The 15,709-nt window shown below is 49.3% G+C and carries 13 protein-coding genes; 12 read left to right on the top strand and 1 reads right to left on the bottom strand.

Annotated features, from left to right (window positions below):
- Positions 1-207 precede the first annotated feature (207 nt).
- The 7 genes from HW560_RS03565 to nagZ all read left to right on the top strand — a co-directional run bounded on the left by HW560_RS03565 (position 208) and on the right by nagZ (position 8,880).
- A complete protein-coding gene (locus tag HW560_RS03565; protein ID WP_090904042.1) occupies positions 208-1,560 on the top strand; it encodes an ABC transporter substrate-binding protein in 1,353 nt (450 codons plus the stop codon).
- Between the two features lie 55 nt (positions 1,561-1,615).
- Positions 1,616-2,539 (top strand): carbohydrate ABC transporter permease, encoded by a 924-nt coding sequence (locus tag HW560_RS03560; protein ID WP_090904043.1) that lies wholly within the window; start codon positions 1,616-1,618, stop codon positions 2,537-2,539.
- Between the two features lie 64 nt (positions 2,540-2,603).
- Complete coding sequence (locus tag HW560_RS03555; RefSeq protein WP_062322342.1) at positions 2,604-3,437, top strand: carbohydrate ABC transporter permease; 834 nt, start codon at positions 2,604-2,606, stop codon at positions 3,435-3,437.
- Positions 3,438-3,709: 272 nt separating this feature from the next.
- Complete coding sequence (locus HW560_RS03550; protein WP_090904044.1) at positions 3,710-4,819, top strand: ABC transporter ATP-binding protein; 1,110 nt, start codon at positions 3,710-3,712, stop codon at positions 4,817-4,819.
- Positions 4,820-5,239: 420 nt separating this feature from the next.
- Positions 5,240-5,950, top strand: a complete 711-nt coding sequence (locus HW560_RS03545) for a hypothetical protein (RefSeq protein ID WP_179262078.1) — start codon at positions 5,240-5,242, stop codon at positions 5,948-5,950.
- Positions 5,950-7,116, top strand: a complete 1,167-nt coding sequence (locus HW560_RS03540) for an exo-beta-N-acetylmuramidase NamZ family protein (protein WP_179262076.1) — start codon at positions 5,950-5,952, stop codon at positions 7,114-7,116. The genes HW560_RS03545 and HW560_RS03540 overlap by 1 nt, the downstream gene beginning before the upstream one ends.
- A 69-nt stretch (positions 7,117-7,185) precedes the next feature.
- Positions 7,186-8,880: a beta-N-acetylhexosaminidase gene (gene nagZ, locus HW560_RS03535; protein ID WP_179262074.1), complete on the top strand. Its 1,695-nt coding sequence runs from the start codon at positions 7,186-7,188 to the stop codon at positions 8,878-8,880.
- Positions 8,881-8,985: 105 nt separating this feature from the next.
- On the opposite strand, the gene HW560_RS03530 is transcribed toward nagZ, so the two are convergent.
- Positions 8,986-10,341, bottom strand: a complete 1,356-nt coding sequence (locus HW560_RS03530; protein ID WP_179262072.1) for a serine hydrolase domain-containing protein — start codon at positions 10,339-10,341, stop codon at positions 8,986-8,988.
- Between the two features lie 308 nt (positions 10,342-10,649).
- On the opposite strand from HW560_RS03530, the gene HW560_RS03525 reads away from it, so the two are divergent.
- The 5 genes from HW560_RS03525 (at position 10,650) to HW560_RS03505 (ending at position 15,577) form a co-directional block, all read left to right on the top strand.
- Positions 10,650-12,623, top strand: a complete 1,974-nt coding sequence (locus HW560_RS03525) for a methyl-accepting chemotaxis protein (protein ID WP_179262070.1) — start codon at positions 10,650-10,652, stop codon at positions 12,621-12,623.
- A 298-nt stretch (positions 12,624-12,921) separates the two neighbouring features.
- Positions 12,922-13,596, top strand: coding sequence for an AzlC family ABC transporter permease (locus HW560_RS03520; RefSeq protein ID WP_090904343.1), 675 nt, complete (start codon positions 12,922-12,924; stop codon positions 13,594-13,596).
- Positions 13,587-13,916, top strand: a complete 330-nt coding sequence (locus HW560_RS03515; RefSeq protein WP_090904050.1) for an AzlD domain-containing protein — start codon at positions 13,587-13,589, stop codon at positions 13,914-13,916. The genes HW560_RS03520 and HW560_RS03515 overlap by 10 nt, the downstream gene beginning before the upstream one ends.
- Before the next feature lie 92 nt (positions 13,917-14,008).
- Positions 14,009-14,812 carry an NAD-dependent epimerase/dehydratase family protein gene (locus HW560_RS03510; protein ID WP_090904051.1) on the top strand — a complete coding sequence of 268 codons (804 nt, stop codon included), beginning with the start codon at positions 14,009-14,011 and terminating at the stop codon, positions 14,810-14,812.
- A 108-nt stretch (positions 14,813-14,920) separates the two neighbouring features.
- Positions 14,921-15,577, top strand: coding sequence for an SGNH/GDSL hydrolase family protein (locus tag HW560_RS03505; RefSeq protein ID WP_090904344.1), 657 nt, complete (start codon positions 14,921-14,923; stop codon positions 15,575-15,577).
- Positions 15,578-15,709 lie beyond the last annotated feature (132 nt).

Raw genomic sequence — 15,709 nt, 5'->3', positions numbered from 1 at the left:
ACTGTTAATGTCAACTAAGTTGACGTTAATATTGCATTTAAGAGATTAATCCTGCGTACGTTCAGGTCTAATCCATAAGGGAGGTGCTTTTTCCTTACTGCCACGCTCAATAATCTGTTAAGTCGTTTAAGGATGGATGATTTCAAAAGGGGTAGCATGGTTAGGCAATGCAATTATCGGGAGACGACACGCGAAGGAGATGAAGGGATGAAAAAGAAGGGTCTGGTATGGGCAATGTTGTTGATGATGGTCTGGGTTACTGCCTGCGGGAATAGCGGGGGCGCTGCTTCAGATGATCCTAATGCGGAAGATACGGTGACCGTATGGACTTATCCAGTACATGGGACATATGAAGATGAACTGAAGGATCTGATTGTTGATTTCAATAAAGAACACCCGAATATTACCGTGAAGACGGAAATGCTCTCCTGGGCGGAAGGGCCCAAAAAATTCGATGTCGCTCTGAACGCGGGCAACCCGCCGGATCTTTACTTTCATAGTGTAGACGGGACATATGTGAATACGGGATTGGCACTTGAGCTGGACAGCTACCTGACACCTGAGATCAAGGATGACTATCTGCCAGGTACGCTTGAATTAGGTCAGATCCAAGGGAAACAGTACGGACTGCCGTTGTATCAATTCCAATGGGCATGGGGTGGCAACAAACGCATTCTCGAGGAAGCGGGCATGGACTGGAAATCCATTCAGCAAAATGGCTGGACCTGGTCCGAATTCAACGCTGCCGCAGCCAAGCTGACCAAAACGCTGGATGGTGGGGCTAAACAATATGCACTGGTTACCGACGGAACCTCGCTTGATTTCATTGAAATGCTGTCTCGAAACAACGGCATGATTGACGTTCTCGACAAAGCTGGCACGTTCCAATGGAATGATGGCCGCATTCTGGATACTCTCTCTTTTATCAAAAATCTGATGGATCAAGGTTATATGCCGAAGGAAACGGCGGCTCTTGCTCCAGCAAAACGGACGGATATGTTCTACGCGGGGGAAACGGCGATCATCTCCAAAGCGATTCCTTATTATGATGTGATGATTCAGAACCGCAACAAGGACATCGATGATGGCAAGGTACAAGGAGAGAAAATTGATTTTGTCCTGCTGCCTGTACCGCATAATGACGATCAACCTGCGGCAACAACGATGGGCGGCGAAGGGTATGTAGCCTTCAAACAGAAGAAGGACAAAGGCGAACAGCATGCCAAAAATACGTTCCTGGTCATGGAGGCACTCAGTGGTGCCAAAGCAGGGAACTCGGCCAATGAACTGGCGCTTCCATTTGTAAGACAGTCCCAGGTGGATCTGTTTAAAGGAAAAGAACTTGGTCAACCGGATAATCTGGCTGCTGCAAAAGTCATGGCAGTGAATATCGCGATGCCGGTTGTACTGGAACTGGATATCGACAAAGCATCACAGCAAAAACAATTCAAGGAACAAGTTGTGAAGCCTAACATTCAGGCGCTGTTCTCGGGTGAGAAGACACCGGAGCAGATCGCAGAAGACTTCAAGAACAAAGGCCAGCAGATGTTTGGACAATAACTCGGACCATAGAACATAACGCAAAACCACACTGATTAGGAGAGGAGGATTCGCCATGCAGACCGCCCTTGCGCCAAAACCGTCTGTGCCCCGGACTACCCGGGTTGCCCGGTTTTGGCGAGACTACGGGTGGGCGTATTTGTTTATTTTGGCGCCTGTCCTGCTGTTTCTCATTTTCACACTATATCCCGTTCTGACGGCTCTCGTGATGAGCTTCCAGAAATACAACATTATGAATTCGACGTGGGTTGGATTGGATAACTACGAGCGACTGGTGAAAGATGAGACGTTCTGGAAGTCGATTAAAAATACACTCATCTTTACTGTGGGTACGGTACCGGTCAATATTCTCATTACATTTGTACTGTCCTACTTCATCTTCCAGATGAAAAGCAAGTGGCAGACGTTCTTCAAAGCAACATTGTACCTGCCTGCGGTAGCATCCGGGGTAACCATCTCCATCGTATGGCTGGCGATCTTTGACCCGACGGATTCGGGACTGCTGAACCGCTTCCTCGGCCTGTTAGGCCTTGATCCGGTGATCTGGCTGGGCCAATCGGGAACGGCACTCTTTTCACTCATTCTGATGAACTGGCTCGGATCGCACGGCGCGGGCATTATTCTGTATCTGGCAGCCATGGGCGGTATTCCGAAATCGCTGTACGAAGCGGCAGATATTGATCATGCCAGCGGCTGGACCCAGTTCAGCAAGATTACATGGCCGCTGCTCAAACCAACGACGCTGTATCTGCTCGTGACAGGTGTGATCACGTCTTTCCAGGTGTTCATCTCGGTGTATCTAATGACACAGGGTGGACCGAACTTTGCGACAACAACGATCGCTTATCTGATCTACGAGACGGCATTCAAGTTCTATGAGTTCGGATTGGCTTCAGCACAGTCGTTCGTACTGGCGATTATCATCATTGTCATCTCCGTCATTCAGTTCAAATATTTCTCCAGCGATATTGAGTATTAGAGGTAGTTCAAAACACGTACGATTAGAGCACGTTGCATTAAGCATCCGGGGGTGAATGAAATCCATGAAATCAACACAGAAAAAGACACTGCTTGTCGTTGCATCCATTCTGCTGGTGGTCTGGGCACTGGTGACGGTCATTCCGATGTACTGGATGCTGGTCGGTTCGGTGCAGGATAGTGCGATGTCGGCTTCCTTCAAACCGCAGATGATCCCGGAGCAGCTGTCGTTATCACCATATGAGCGCTTTTTTGCCAAAACGGATGCCTGGCGCTGGCTGTACAACTCGCTGCTCATCTCGGTCATTCTGACCGTGACGAATGTGTTCTTCGCCTCCTTGGCGGGATATGCGTTCGCCAAACTGAAATTTCCGGGAAGTCAGGCGGTATTCTGGACCTTGCTGGGCACGATGATGATTCCAGCACAGGTGACGCTGATTCCCTTGTACATTCTGATGGTCAACGTGTTTGACCTGGGAGATACGTATACGGCCATTATTCTGCCTGCTGCGGTCAGTGTGGGCAACATTTTCTTGATGAAACAGTTCATGTCAACGCTGCCCACATCGCTGATTCATGCGGCACGTATTGATGCGTGCAGCGAGTTCGGCATCTTCTGGAAAGTGATTCTGCCGATGGCGAAGCCAGGGATCGCGGTGCTGGCGATTTTCACGTTTGTAGCTTCATGGAATGAATTTTTCTGGCCATTCCTGATCACTAATTCCAACGAGATGCGCACCGTTCAGGTGGGTCTGGCTTCGTTCGTATTTGCCGAATCAACGGACTTCGGCGCCATGATGGCAGGGGCAACGATCGGTGCACTGCCGATGATCATTCTGTTTTTCTCGCTGCAACGTTATTTCCTACAGGGCATTACGATCGGTGCGGTAAAAGGTTAATTCCTATATATGTTCAACTAAACATTTACACCATAACGGAGAGGACAGAAATAACCTGAAGAAGCGAAAGCGTTCGCCTAAAAGCTTTCTAAAAGAAAGCTACATCGGAAGCATACGCTATCACCGGATTTCCCCTTTTTATAAAGGAATCAAAGAAATCTGGGGATAACAGCGATCGGAAGGTTGTTCTGTCATCGGAGTGCCCGTGTAAATATTCGTTAGTGGAGCTTATATAGTTCAGGACAAGCGACAACGTAAAGGGGGATCTACCTATGGCACGCGTGGAGTTTCGCCAAGTGCGCAAAGAATTCAAAGACGATCATAAAGGAACGTTCACGGCTGTGGCCGGCTCGGACTTTGTTATAGAAGATAAGGAATTCGTGGTTTTTGTGGGTCCTTCGGGCTGTGGCAAGACAACGTCACTGCGGATGATTGCGGGTCTGGAAAAACAGACGAGTGGTGATATTGTCATCGGGGAACGGGTCGTGAATGATCTGCATCCGAAGGATCGCGATATCGCGATGGTATTTCAGGATTATGCGCTTTATCCGCATATGACGATACGTGAAAATCTGTCCTTTGGGCTGAAAAATCTCAAGAAGCCAAAATCATATATCGATGAACAGGTACAGAATGCGGCCTCCATTCTGGGGCTGGAGGCGATGCTGGAGCGCAAACCGCGCGAGCTGTCCGGTGGTCAGCGCCAGCGTGTGGCGGTAGGGCGTGCGATCGTCCGTGATCCGCAGGTGTTTCTGTTCGACGAGCCGCTCTCCAATCTGGATGCGAAGCTGCGGGTACAGATGCGAGTGGAATTGGGCGAGCTGCATAAGCGGCTCGGTGCCACAATTGTATACGTCACGCATGATCAGGTGGAGGCGATGACACTTGGGGAGCGCATCGTGGTCATGAATCATGGAGATATTCAGCAAGTGGCTTCGCCGAAAGAATTGTATGCGAGTCCCCGTAATATGTTTGTTGCCGGATTTATCGGTTCCCCGGCGATGAATTTCATTGATGCCCGGATTGAAGGCACACAGGTTGTCGTGGACGGTGCATCATTCACCTTGCCAGAAGATGTACTCGCTCGTCTTCAGAGCCATCAAGGCAAGCCGGTAATTATGGGGCTGCGTCCAGAGCATATTTTTGGTGACGATGTCGCTCCGAATATCCCGACAGATCATATGCTGCAGGCGCGGGTCCAGGTAGTAGAGCATCTGGGCTCCGAGAATCTGGTGTATTTCCATTCGGGTGCCCGTACCGTTACGGCCAAGGTTCACCCGGAAACACATGCTTATGTAGGCATGGACAAAAACTTTGTACTGGACCTGCGTAAGGCGCACTTTTTTGACCCGGAGACGGAGTTGGCGATTGGACGGGAGTAAGCGGCGCTGTCCTATAAGCAAAGAGCGTGAATTTTTAACGAACCTTACACACGTTATTCGCACCCATTTGCACCGGTTTGAAATGTAACGAATCACAGAGACGTTATATACTCGATGACGTTGTTTATTAGGCTCTGACGCCTTGTTTGTACTGAAATAACGGCACTGAAGTTCGTTAAAATTTGTATGCCTCGAAAATCCTTCGTTTAAGGTGCGGTAGATTCGTTAGCACATTGGAAGTTTGGGGCACATTGCAAGTTTGGTTGCAACATACTGACCAGCGGTGCGGCCAAGCCAATCGAAATGGGGAGACCTTTTGAGACAGTCCTTATGGGACAACACTTTCTTTTCCATTTTAGTTCTGTCTTCTCCGTTATCGTGTAAATGTGTGGGTCAACTTATATAGAGGGGAGAATGAAAATGCGTAAGCTGAGTGAAGTCTTGGTCAAGTCGGGGGCGGAAATCTATCGGGATATCATTCCGGTGGCCCTGTACAGTGTTGTCAGCTCCATCGTGCTGGTGCCCATTCTGATGTTTGCTCCGCTGCCAATCGCGGTGCTGCTTTTGGCCGTGATTTATATGCCAATCCTGTTCGGTGTCAGTTATGCCGTGCATCACAGGCTGGAACGCAAGAAACGCCGCAATGGGCTTAAGGATATCTGGAACGGAACGATGAAGGGATTCATCCCGGGAGGGGCAGTAGGTGTGCTTTTCGCCGTGCTTGGCTTCATTCTCTGGTCAACCTGGTGGTATTACGGCGGACAGGGCGGAATTACAGGTACAGCGGTGAGCATGTTCCAAACGTTCTTCGTCCTCATGGCGCTCATGTCGCAGTTCTATACCTGGCAGCTTGTTCTGCAAAAGAACATGGGCATCATTCAGGCGATGGGGGAAAGTGTGAAGCTATTCTTCCGTCATCCGGGGTACACGATGGGAGCCTGTTTTCAGGCGCTGTGTCTGACGGCTCTGCTAATGCTGACGGTTGTTGGCTTCGGAGCGCTGTTCGCGGGCATGTTTGCCATCTATCAGCATAAGGTGTCCCTTAATGTGCTGGAACCGGAAGAGGAACCTGTCACATCTGGCGGCAATGACCACCAGCATACGGGGTGGATCAGCCAAGGGAATGTGTGATGGGTGTAAAAACTGGAGTTGATCTTCTGTCGGGAGGATTCTCCCACCCATGGTTAACGGATGCGCGTATTGGATTGATGACAAACCCTACGGGTATTACGGCAAATTTTGTCTCTACAGTGGATGTTTGTGCCAGCTTGGCAGAGGCCAAGCTTACAGCGCTTTATGCGTGTGAGCACGGGCTGGAAGGTGAACTTCAAGCTGGTGTCCGATTCGGGAATACAGTGCATCCACGTCTGGGCATCCCTGTGCTCAGCCTTTATGGGGAACACAAGAAGCCTACCCCTGCGATGCTGGCTGAGGTGGATACGGTGCTGTTTGACATCCAGGATGTGGGTGTCCGTTATTACACGTATGCATCAACCTTGTTCCACATGATGGAGGCCTGTGCCGAAGCAGGCAAACGCCTGCTGGTGCTGGACCGTCCCAATCCGCTGGGCGGGGATACGGTAGAAGGCAGCCTACTAAGCGCGGGGTATGAATCACTCGTTGGCGCTTGGCGTGTTCCTGTCCGCACCGGACTGACGGTAGGTGAATTGGCCCTGTTGGTCAACAGTGAGATGGAGGTGCCCTGCGATCTGGATGTGATCGTAATGCAAGGATGGCGGCGCTCCATGGAGTTTACGGATTGTGAGCTTCCCTGGATGCTGCCCTCTCCCAATATGCCTACAATGGACAGTGTGCGGGTGTATGCGGGTACTTGCCTGTTCGAAGGCACCAATGTATCGGAAGGCAGGGGCACGACCCGCCCATTTGAGTGGATTGGAGCACCTTGGATTGAGGGTGAACGACTGGCGGAACGCTTTCGGGAACACAAACTGGAGGGTGTTCATGTGCATCCGGTGTACATGTCGCCAACCTTCTCCAAACATGCAGGTGAGCTGTGTGGAGGTGTGAGGATTTTCGTGACAGACAGCAGGGCATTCCGGGCGGTAGATACAGGTCTGGTGCTTTTACATGAACTGGCGTCGCTCTATCCGGAGCAATTTCGCTGGTTGGAGCCGCCACAGCCGGGCTCCCGTTATTTTATTGATCTGTTGACCGGAGGCAGGAAAGTCAGGGATGTCATTCATGACCGTGAAGAATTAGTACGCTTGATGGAAGATTGGAACGCAGAGGCAGAGGAATGGAAGGAACGGCGGAAGCCGTTTTTGCTATACCCATAAAGAGTGAAATTCATCAATAGAATGTCGCGTAATGTACGGATGATGTTTGTCCTGGGGAGGAGGCATGGAATGAGTGAGCCAAAAGAGATATACGCGTTGAAGCTGAAACAGATGACCTTGCGTGAGAAAATTGGACAAATGCTGCTTTGCGGCTTTCATGGCACCGAGGCTACCGGAGAGGTGGACGCTTTTCTGCGAAAGTATCCCATTGGCGGCGTAATCTATTTTGCGCGCAACGTCGAGTCGCCGGAGCAGGTAGAGCGGTTATCGTCGGGGCTGCAACGGATTGCTGTCGATAGCGGTAATGTACCGCTTTGGATATCCATTGATCAGGAGGGCGGCATGGTGGCCCGGATTACCGAAGGGATCGCCCTGATGCCGGGACAAATGGCGATTGCGGCAGCAGGTTCCATCGAGGATGCATACCAGGCAGCCTATATCAGTGGGGTGGAGCTGAGATCCATGGGAATTAACATGAACTTTGCTCCGGTCCTGGATGTAAACAACAACGCTGCCAATCCGGTAATCGGTGTGCGTTCATTTGGGGAATCACCGCAGTCCGTGGCAGCGTATGGGGTCAGAAGCATTGCGGGAGTACAAGATGCTGGCATTTCTGCGACAGCCAAACATTTCCCAGGTCACGGGGATACGGATACCGATTCGCATCTGGATCTCCCGGTCATCACCCATGATCGGGAACGGGTAGAGCATGTCGAGCTGATTCCGTTCCGGGCTGCCATAACGGCAGGTGTTGATGCGATGATGTCGGCACATATTTATTTTCCGGCTCTGGAACCGGAGCGTCTGCCTGTGACACTATCGCGAGCCGTGTTAAGTGGATTGCTTCGTCAGGAGCTGGGGTATGACGGCATGATAGTAACGGATTGTATGGAGATGGACGCGATTGCCGCCAACTATGGGACTGTCGATGCAGCTGTAATGGCGGTAGAGGCCGGTGCAGATCTGGTGTTGATCAGCCACACAGCTCATCTTCAGGCAGGGGCATTTGAAGCGCTGCTGGCAGCCGTGCAGAGTGGGCGAATCAGCGAGGCGCGCATTGATGAATCTGTAACTCGGTTGCTGAAATACAAGGCCAAACGGCTCGAGAATGGAGCGGGCACAGGTGATGATGGAGTGCACGGAGCGGTGTCGACTGCAATCTCCGCTGAGGCATCAATTCATCCAGCTTCATTCGAGCGCCAAGAGCGTAACCAACCGTCACATCAAGAGGTGGCTCGACGAATCAGTGAGAACAGCATCACGCTGGTGCGTGACCAACTGAACATGCTTCCTTTGAAGCCGGAACGTACACTGGTCATAACGGTTGCTACATCTGTCACAACGATTGCCGACGAACAGCTGACGCAGGCGGTTACCCTAGGCTCGGCTTTGTCGCATTGCGGTCTGGATGTGGTCGATGTAACAGTCTCGCCAGAGGAAGTTGCCATCCGTTCTGCTCGTCTGCTTCAAGCTGCGGAAGAGGATGACATTCGCCAGATTGTAGTGGGGACTTATAATGCAGGCAGTGCCGCCGGTGATCCGCAGTGCAGGTTGATCGGTTGGCTGCAGCAATTGGGCAAGCCGCTCGCTGTTGTGGCGCTCCGCAGTCCCTATGACCTGCTTGCGATCCCGGAGATAAAGGTCTATGTGACAGCGTACGAGAGCAGGCCGCTTGCCATGGATAGCGCTGCTCGGGCGCTGATGGGGCATATTCCTTTTGCTGGAAAGCTTCCTGTATCCATAAAGCAGACAGGCGTTAAATGACGAACGAAGCGAAATTATGATCCGGATTATGAAGACCAATATAGCAGAAGGGACGATCCTGTAATGGACCGTCCCTTCTGCTATATCTAATGAATAATTGCAAAATTATTGCAGATTCAGTGCCTTAGCTGTCTTAGCCTCGACTTCATCCATGAGCGAAGTCATATCCATACCCGCATGATTACCAAGCAGAATAATGGTAACATCGTCTGTTAAATTGCGTGAGAACGCTGTGGCAAAACCACCGCCGCTACCGTTATGGAAGACGGTACGATTCTGATCGTTTTCCTTGAGAATCCAGGCGTAGCCATAATTTTTATCCGAATATGGCTCATACATCTGTTCAATCGTATCCTGGCTCAGAATTTTGTCCGTGTACAGTGCCCGATCCCACTTCAGCAAATCGTCCACAGTGGAGTAGATCGTCCCTGAACCTGATTGTGAAACATAATAAGGGGCAGGTACCCACTGCTTATTCTCCGCAACAAATCCACTATTCGTATGGATCTTGCGGGAAGCTTCTCCGGAGTCCTTCATGCCGAGCGGCTTCAAAATGGTCTGTTGTACATAATCGGCATAACTCATGCCAGAAACCTGTTCAATAACATAGGCCAGCAGAACATAACCACTGTTACTGTATAAATAGGCACTACCTGGTTCGAATTTCAATGTTTTGTACCGGATTTCCTCTACCGTTTCTTCCAATGAAGTGCCTTCACCCCGGCCAAAGGCGGACGGGAGACCTGAAGTCTGGGATAACAGCATATGGAGCGTGATCTGATCTCCCTTCGGTATACCGGAGATGTATTTGGATATTGGATCTTGCACATCGAGCTTTCCTTTTTCAACCAAGCTCAGAATGGAGGCTGCGGTGAAGGACTTGCTCAGAGAGGCGATTCTAGTCTTCTGATCCGGACGATTCAACGTTTGTTCATCCGCTAGTCCGTAGCCTTGGCGAAGCAGGACTTTTCCATTGCGGGCAATCAGAGCCATACCGGGAAAATCAATTTCGCGCAAATAGCTGTCTACACTGGCGACTTGACTATTTAATAGGCTTACTTTGTCCGTCTCGATATTAACACTCATCTGCCCTGAGGCTGTACGTTGTACTTTAATATCCGCTTTGAGTGCATTGGCAAGCGCGCGGACAGGTAACATCAGTGTGCCGTTAATGGTGCGGGACTGCACACCGGAGGACAGACGAATCTGATTAACCTGTATGAAATCACTGCCAGCCTGGTGAACCAGCTTGTCTCGACCAACGGTAATCGTAGCCGTTTTGGTACGAGCTTCCCACTTCAAGGTGCCATTTACAGAGGTAACAACATCTCGCAATGGAACATATGTTGTGCCTTTGTATACAAGGGGTGCATTTTTCCACGATTGCTCTTGACCATTCACTTCAATGTGAACTGTTTGCGTCTCTTGTGCCGCGGATGCCGTGAAACTGGCTTGTCCCATAATGGGGCCTGCACAAAGGATGAGGGCTAACAGAATACGTAACATAGATGAAAATAATCTGGTAACAGGTTGTTGCACATGCGACTTGCGTAAGATTCGAATCCTCTCCTTCCAGTCGTTTCATGGATAACCAGCTTATGAGATATTGTAAACGATCACGAAGAGGGGGTCAAAACGGGGAATGAGCATCATTTTCTATTATCCTAACAAAAATAATGTAATTTCGATTCATTTTAGTATCCATACATAATATTTTTACTACGTTTGTCCGATAAAAAAGGGTGAAGATGATGATGGGGGATATTTAAATGAAGAAAAGGATTCGCAATTGGTTTACATTAACGGTTAAGAAACGTCTGATCGCTTCGTTGCTCCTGTTCCTGATTGTACCGAGCATTAGTGTGGGATGGTTGTCTTATTTAAAAGCAGCAGATCAGGTCAACGTAGAAATTATTCATTCCGCTCAGGCCAAAACGGAAATGCTCAGTCTGCAGATTAGTCAGATGCTGGATATGGAGAAGGATAATGCAGCGCAATTCGCCGCCGGTATTACTTCAACAGATATTATCAATAAATCACCAGCCCTACAAAGACAAATGGACCGTATGTCCAAGGCTCATAAAGAACTGGGCGTATTAACTGCCGGCGCTGAAGATGGCAGCTGGATGAAATCCCCTGACCCCGGGCAGCAGATCTATGATCCACGGGAGCGCAGCTGGTACACGATGGCGATGTCATCAGATGAACCAATTATCTCAGATACGTTCCAGTCGGTAACCACGGGAGAATGGGTTGTCACCGCAGCTGCCAAGCTGGCCGATGGGAAAGGGGTATTTGGTGCCAATGTAAGTCTCAATCATTTGAAAGAATCTGTTGATAAGATACATATAGGTGAACAAGGAAAACTGTATATGCTGGATAACGGCGGGAAGTTTCTTTTCCACTACAAGATTGAATCCGGTGTGCAGTCCAATGAGAGCTACATTAATGAGATGTATAAAAAAAATCAAGGAACTGTAAAGTACACGTATGATGGACAAGAATTGGAGGCCGTATTCTATACGAATCCCGAAACAGGCTGGAAAATTGTCGGTGAGATGGTTCCTTCTGAAGCAGCAGATGCGGTAAGACCGATCTTGATCCGTGCCTACACTCTGGTAGGGGCTTCATTGATTATTGGTATTATTCTGCTCGTATTCATTATTCGCAGCATTCACCGTCCATTGTTGCAATTGACCCAGGCAGCATCCAAAGTAAGCGCGGGTGATCTGACGGTTCGAGTAGGCTTGCAGCGCCGTGACGAGTTCGGACAACTCGGGGAAAGCTTCGATACCATGACATCTTCGCTGCGTAACGTTCTTGGCGAAGTGCATGATACATCAAGCCAGCTAGCGGCATCCTCTGAGGAGCTGATGGCGAGTTCTGAACAGACATCCAGAGCAACGGAACAGGTTGCTGAATTGATGCAGGATGCAGCGTCAGGAACGAACAAACAAAACGCCAGTCTTGCTGCAACGGGTCAACTCGTCAGTGAAATGTCTATTGGGGTCAAAGGAATCTCATCGAGTGCTGAAGACACTGCTCGTATAGCTGTAGAAGCATCTTCCAAGTCCGAAGCGGGTATGGTTACGGTGGAAGATGCGGTTGCTCATATTCAGAAGGTGAATGATGAGAGTGAGGCCATGGCTGTTGTCATACAGGATCTTCGTGCGAAAAATGAAGAGATTGTTGAGATTGTGGCCGAGATCACCAACATCGCCAAACAGACCAATATCCTGGCCTTGAATGCATCTATTGAAGCTTCAAGAGCAGGTGAACAGGGTCGAGGCTTTGCTGTCGTTGCCAACGAAGTGAAGTCTCTAGCTAACAATTCAGGCAGTGCTGCCGAACGTATTAATGAACTTATGCGTGAGATGCAAGAGAAAACGAATGCGGTACAGTCCACCTTTGCCCATACAGGAGAAGGTATGATTAAAAGTACGCAAATGATCACGGAGGCGGGAGAGGCCTTCAAAAATATCCGTAGTGCGGTGCAGTTGGTTGCTGCACAAGCTGGAGAAGTGTCGGCAGCTTCCCGTCAGATCGATGGAGGCATGAGTTATGTGTCCAAGGAAGTGAATGACACCATTGAATTATCCAATCAGATTGCCTCAGGAACCGAGGATGGTTCAGCTGCTGCGCAGGAGCAGCTCGCTACAATGGAAGAGGTTGCAGCTTCTTCTGCGGCATTGTCCCGTATGGCTGAAGATCTGCAAAGCCTGATTGAGAAATTCAAGTTATAGTTCAATATCCATTCTAAAAGAGACTGTGGGGTTGTAACCCTGCAGTCTTTTTCTTATTGATGTCCTTCGTTATTCAACGGTGTATGAAGGCGCGGAATGGATCTGTTCTGATCTGTTATGTTCTGTAAAAATGAATCTGTCTCTCCCTGAATGTCTCATCTTGTGGTATATTTCTAAATTAAAAGTAATCCGCAAGATGTGGATGAGATGGAGAGGGGATGAACCGGATTTGGATAAATCGATACCACTGACATCCGGGCCCGCAAATACCGAAGAGGTGCTGGATGATGCTACATTTATGCAAGGGGTTAAGGACTGTATCCCAACCCTGCTTGGATATTTAAGTATTGGTTTTGCAGCGGGTGTCATTGAAATGACGGCAGGCCTAAGTTTGGCGGAAACGGCACTGCTTAGTCTGATTGTATACGCTGGATCGGCCCAGTTTATTGCCGCGGGCATGCTTGCCTCGAGTGGTTCAGCGACTGCTATCATTTTCACCATATTTTTCGTGAATCTTCGCCATCTGCTGCTGAGTGCAGCCGTATCACCTTACTTTCGTCATCTGACGCCGCTTAAAAATATGTGGATCGGCTCGCTGCTTACCGACGAGTCCTTTGGCGTGGCGATGACGCGAGCGATTGGACGGAAAACGTTGAGTGAGCGCTGGATGCACGGTCTGAACATTACAGCATATCTGAATTGGTTTGTGGCGAATATGGCGGGGGCTTACTTTGGGCGCTGGATAACCAATCCCGAGCGGTTTGGACTTGATTTTGCCCTGCCTGCAATGTTTATTGGTCTGGTAGTGCTTCAACTGATGCAGCGCAAAAATAAAAAAAACCACATCAATGTGGCGATTATCGCTGTTGTCTGTGTAATCTTCGCCAGCATGGCTTCACTTGGCAGCATGAGTGTCATTGTGGCTGCGGTCATTGCGGCAACGATGGGAGTAGTGATGGAACGATGGAAGTAAGATGGGATGTATTCTGGATTATTATGGGTTCGGCTTTGTTAACGTTCATCCCGCGCGTATTGCCGCTCATGCTGTTCAGTAAAATACAGATTCCGATGTGGCTGTTACGCTGGCTTGAGTATGTACCCGTTGCGGTCATGGCGGCACTGATCGGTCAGGAACTGTTCATGGCGGATAACCAGTGGGTGCCGATTACACATAATCCAGCCCTGTGGGCAGCACTGCCTACGATTGCAGTAGCCATCTGGACACGAAGTCTGCTCGGAACCGTACTAGTCGGTATTGTTGCGATGATGATTTTGCGGTACTTGATGGGTTAATATATGGGGCCTTTATGGGATCAGGTAAATCCTTCGCTCTAACGGTTAATAATGTTCTATAAGATCGTAATAGAGCGAAGGGAGCTAAATCCATGAGCGACTCAAAGCACAGAATATTGATTACGGGAGCGGCGGGAGTCATTGGTCGCAGTCTGCTGGAGGGGCTGAGGGAAAAGGGCAAGTATGACATCGTAGCTGCCGATCTTCATGAAGATCCTCAAGCAGGCATTGTAACGATGGATGTGACCGACGAAGAACGATTGAAAGAGCTGATGCAGGGTGTTCACACGGTGCTGCATATTGCATGGGCCAAGGATGAAGAAGATTTTCTGGGCAAAGTCCTACCGATCAACGTAACAGGGGCCTACCATGTGTATGAAGCTGCTCGGTTGAATGGTGTACAGCGGGTTATTTTTGCGAGTTCAAATCATGCGACAGGGTTTTATCCAACAGGAGAGGATATCGAAGTGGATGATCCATATCGGCCAGACAGTTTCTACGGGCTCAGCAAATGTTATATCGAGCTGCTTGGGCGATATTACGTGGATAAATATGACCTGTCGTCATTCAATATTCGAATAGGCAACTTCTCGGGTGATGCACATCCACACTCTGAGCGTTCCGCACATATTTGGATCTCTCCCAGAGATATGGTACAGCTTGCCGAGTGCTGCATTGAGGCGGATTCAAGCATGAAATACGTTAATCTATATGGAACTTCAGCGAATACGGACAATTATTATGATATTGGATATCTGGAACAGAAGATTGGGTACCGCCCCAAGGACGACGCGGCAGTGTTGTGGGACGAAGCGAAACGCAAGGGAGCGCCGGATAAGCAGGATGAGACGGAATATCAGGGCGGAGGATATGTCGCGAAGGACCCGAAATCCTGAAATATTAAAGACCTGAAAACGCTATTTTCTATTGCGTCCGAAAGGGATAAAATGGAGACTGAAAGGTTGAGGTTTTCATTTTACATACAGGAAGGAACGGTTTTGATTATGAGTACACATTCATCCGTTATACTTTTTCAGGGAGACTCCATTACAGATGGGGGAAGATCGCGCAATGATGATCCGAATCATTTTCTCGGGCATGGCTATGCGTATCTGATCTCAAGCAAACTGGGTGTGGAACTGGCAGCCAAGCAGCCAACGTTCTACAACAGAGGAATTAGCGGGGACCGCGCTTCCGATCTGTATGCACGTTGGAACGAGGATACCTTTAGTTTGAAGCCGGATCTGATCAGTATTCTAATTGGTGTTAATGATGCATGGCGTACCATGAATGGCGAACCTAGTGGTGTGACGGATCGTCTTGGACGTGCATATCGTCATTTGCTGGAGGAGACACGCGAAGTGATGCCGAATACTGGGTTGGTTTTAATGGAGCCGTTCATTCTTAAAACCGGAGCTACAGTGGAGCTTTGGGACACATGGCAGGAGCGTATCGGGCAGTATCAAAATCTGGTCCGTGAACTCGCAAGTGAGTTCGGGGCCGTCTGGGTACCTTTGCAGCAAACGTTCAACGATGCTCTCGAACAAGCTGACGCTGCCTACTGGTTATGGGATGGTGTGCATCCAACTGCAGCGGGTCATGAGCTGATTGCACGTCAGTGGCTGTCTGTTGTACAGAATTCTCCACTTGCGATTGGTTAATAGACATTGGATATATCAAATCTGCGCTGCAAAGCTGAATGTAACGAGGAACCCGGGGGGTTCTTCGTTTTTTTATATTTGGGGCAGGGATTGAGTGGTTAATTTGGTTGAATATGATGGATAACTCTTCAA

Origin of the sequence: Paenibacillus sp. E222 (assembly GCF_013401555.1) — a bacterium.
Lineage (GTDB): Bacteria > Bacillota > Bacilli > Paenibacillales > Paenibacillaceae > Paenibacillus.
The sequence above is the reverse complement of the archived record's forward strand: the minus strand, read 5'-3'. Positions and strand labels throughout refer to the sequence as shown.

Coding starts and splice junctions, on each gene's coding strand:
- HW560_RS03565 (WP_090904042.1), top strand. CDS start 208: ATGAAAAAGAAGGGTCTGGTATGGGCAATGTTGTTGATGATGGTCTGG.
- HW560_RS03560 (WP_090904043.1), top strand. CDS start 1,616: ATGCAGACCGCCCTTGCGCCAAAACCGTCTGTGCCCCGGACTACCCGG.
- HW560_RS03555 (WP_062322342.1), top strand. CDS start 2,604: ATGAAATCAACACAGAAAAAGACACTGCTTGTCGTTGCATCCATTCTG.
- HW560_RS03550 (WP_090904044.1), top strand. CDS start 3,710: ATGGCACGCGTGGAGTTTCGCCAAGTGCGCAAAGAATTCAAAGACGAT.
- HW560_RS03545 (WP_179262078.1), top strand. CDS start 5,240: ATGCGTAAGCTGAGTGAAGTCTTGGTCAAGTCGGGGGCGGAAATCTAT.
- HW560_RS03540 (WP_179262076.1), top strand. CDS start 5,950: ATGGGTGTAAAAACTGGAGTTGATCTTCTGTCGGGAGGATTCTCCCAC.
- nagZ (WP_179262074.1), top strand. CDS start 7,186: ATGAGTGAGCCAAAAGAGATATACGCGTTGAAGCTGAAACAGATGACC.
- HW560_RS03530 (WP_179262072.1), bottom strand. CDS start 10,341: ATGGGACAAGCCAGTTTCACGGCATCCGCGGCACAAGAGACGCAAACA.
- HW560_RS03525 (WP_179262070.1), top strand. CDS start 10,650: ATGAAGAAAAGGATTCGCAATTGGTTTACATTAACGGTTAAGAAACGT.
- HW560_RS03520 (WP_090904343.1), top strand. CDS start 12,922: ATGCAAGGGGTTAAGGACTGTATCCCAACCCTGCTTGGATATTTAAGT.
- HW560_RS03515 (WP_090904050.1), top strand. CDS start 13,587: ATGGAAGTAAGATGGGATGTATTCTGGATTATTATGGGTTCGGCTTTG.
- HW560_RS03510 (WP_090904051.1), top strand. CDS start 14,009: ATGAGCGACTCAAAGCACAGAATATTGATTACGGGAGCGGCGGGAGTC.
- HW560_RS03505 (WP_090904344.1), top strand. CDS start 14,921: ATGAGTACACATTCATCCGTTATACTTTTTCAGGGAGACTCCATTACA.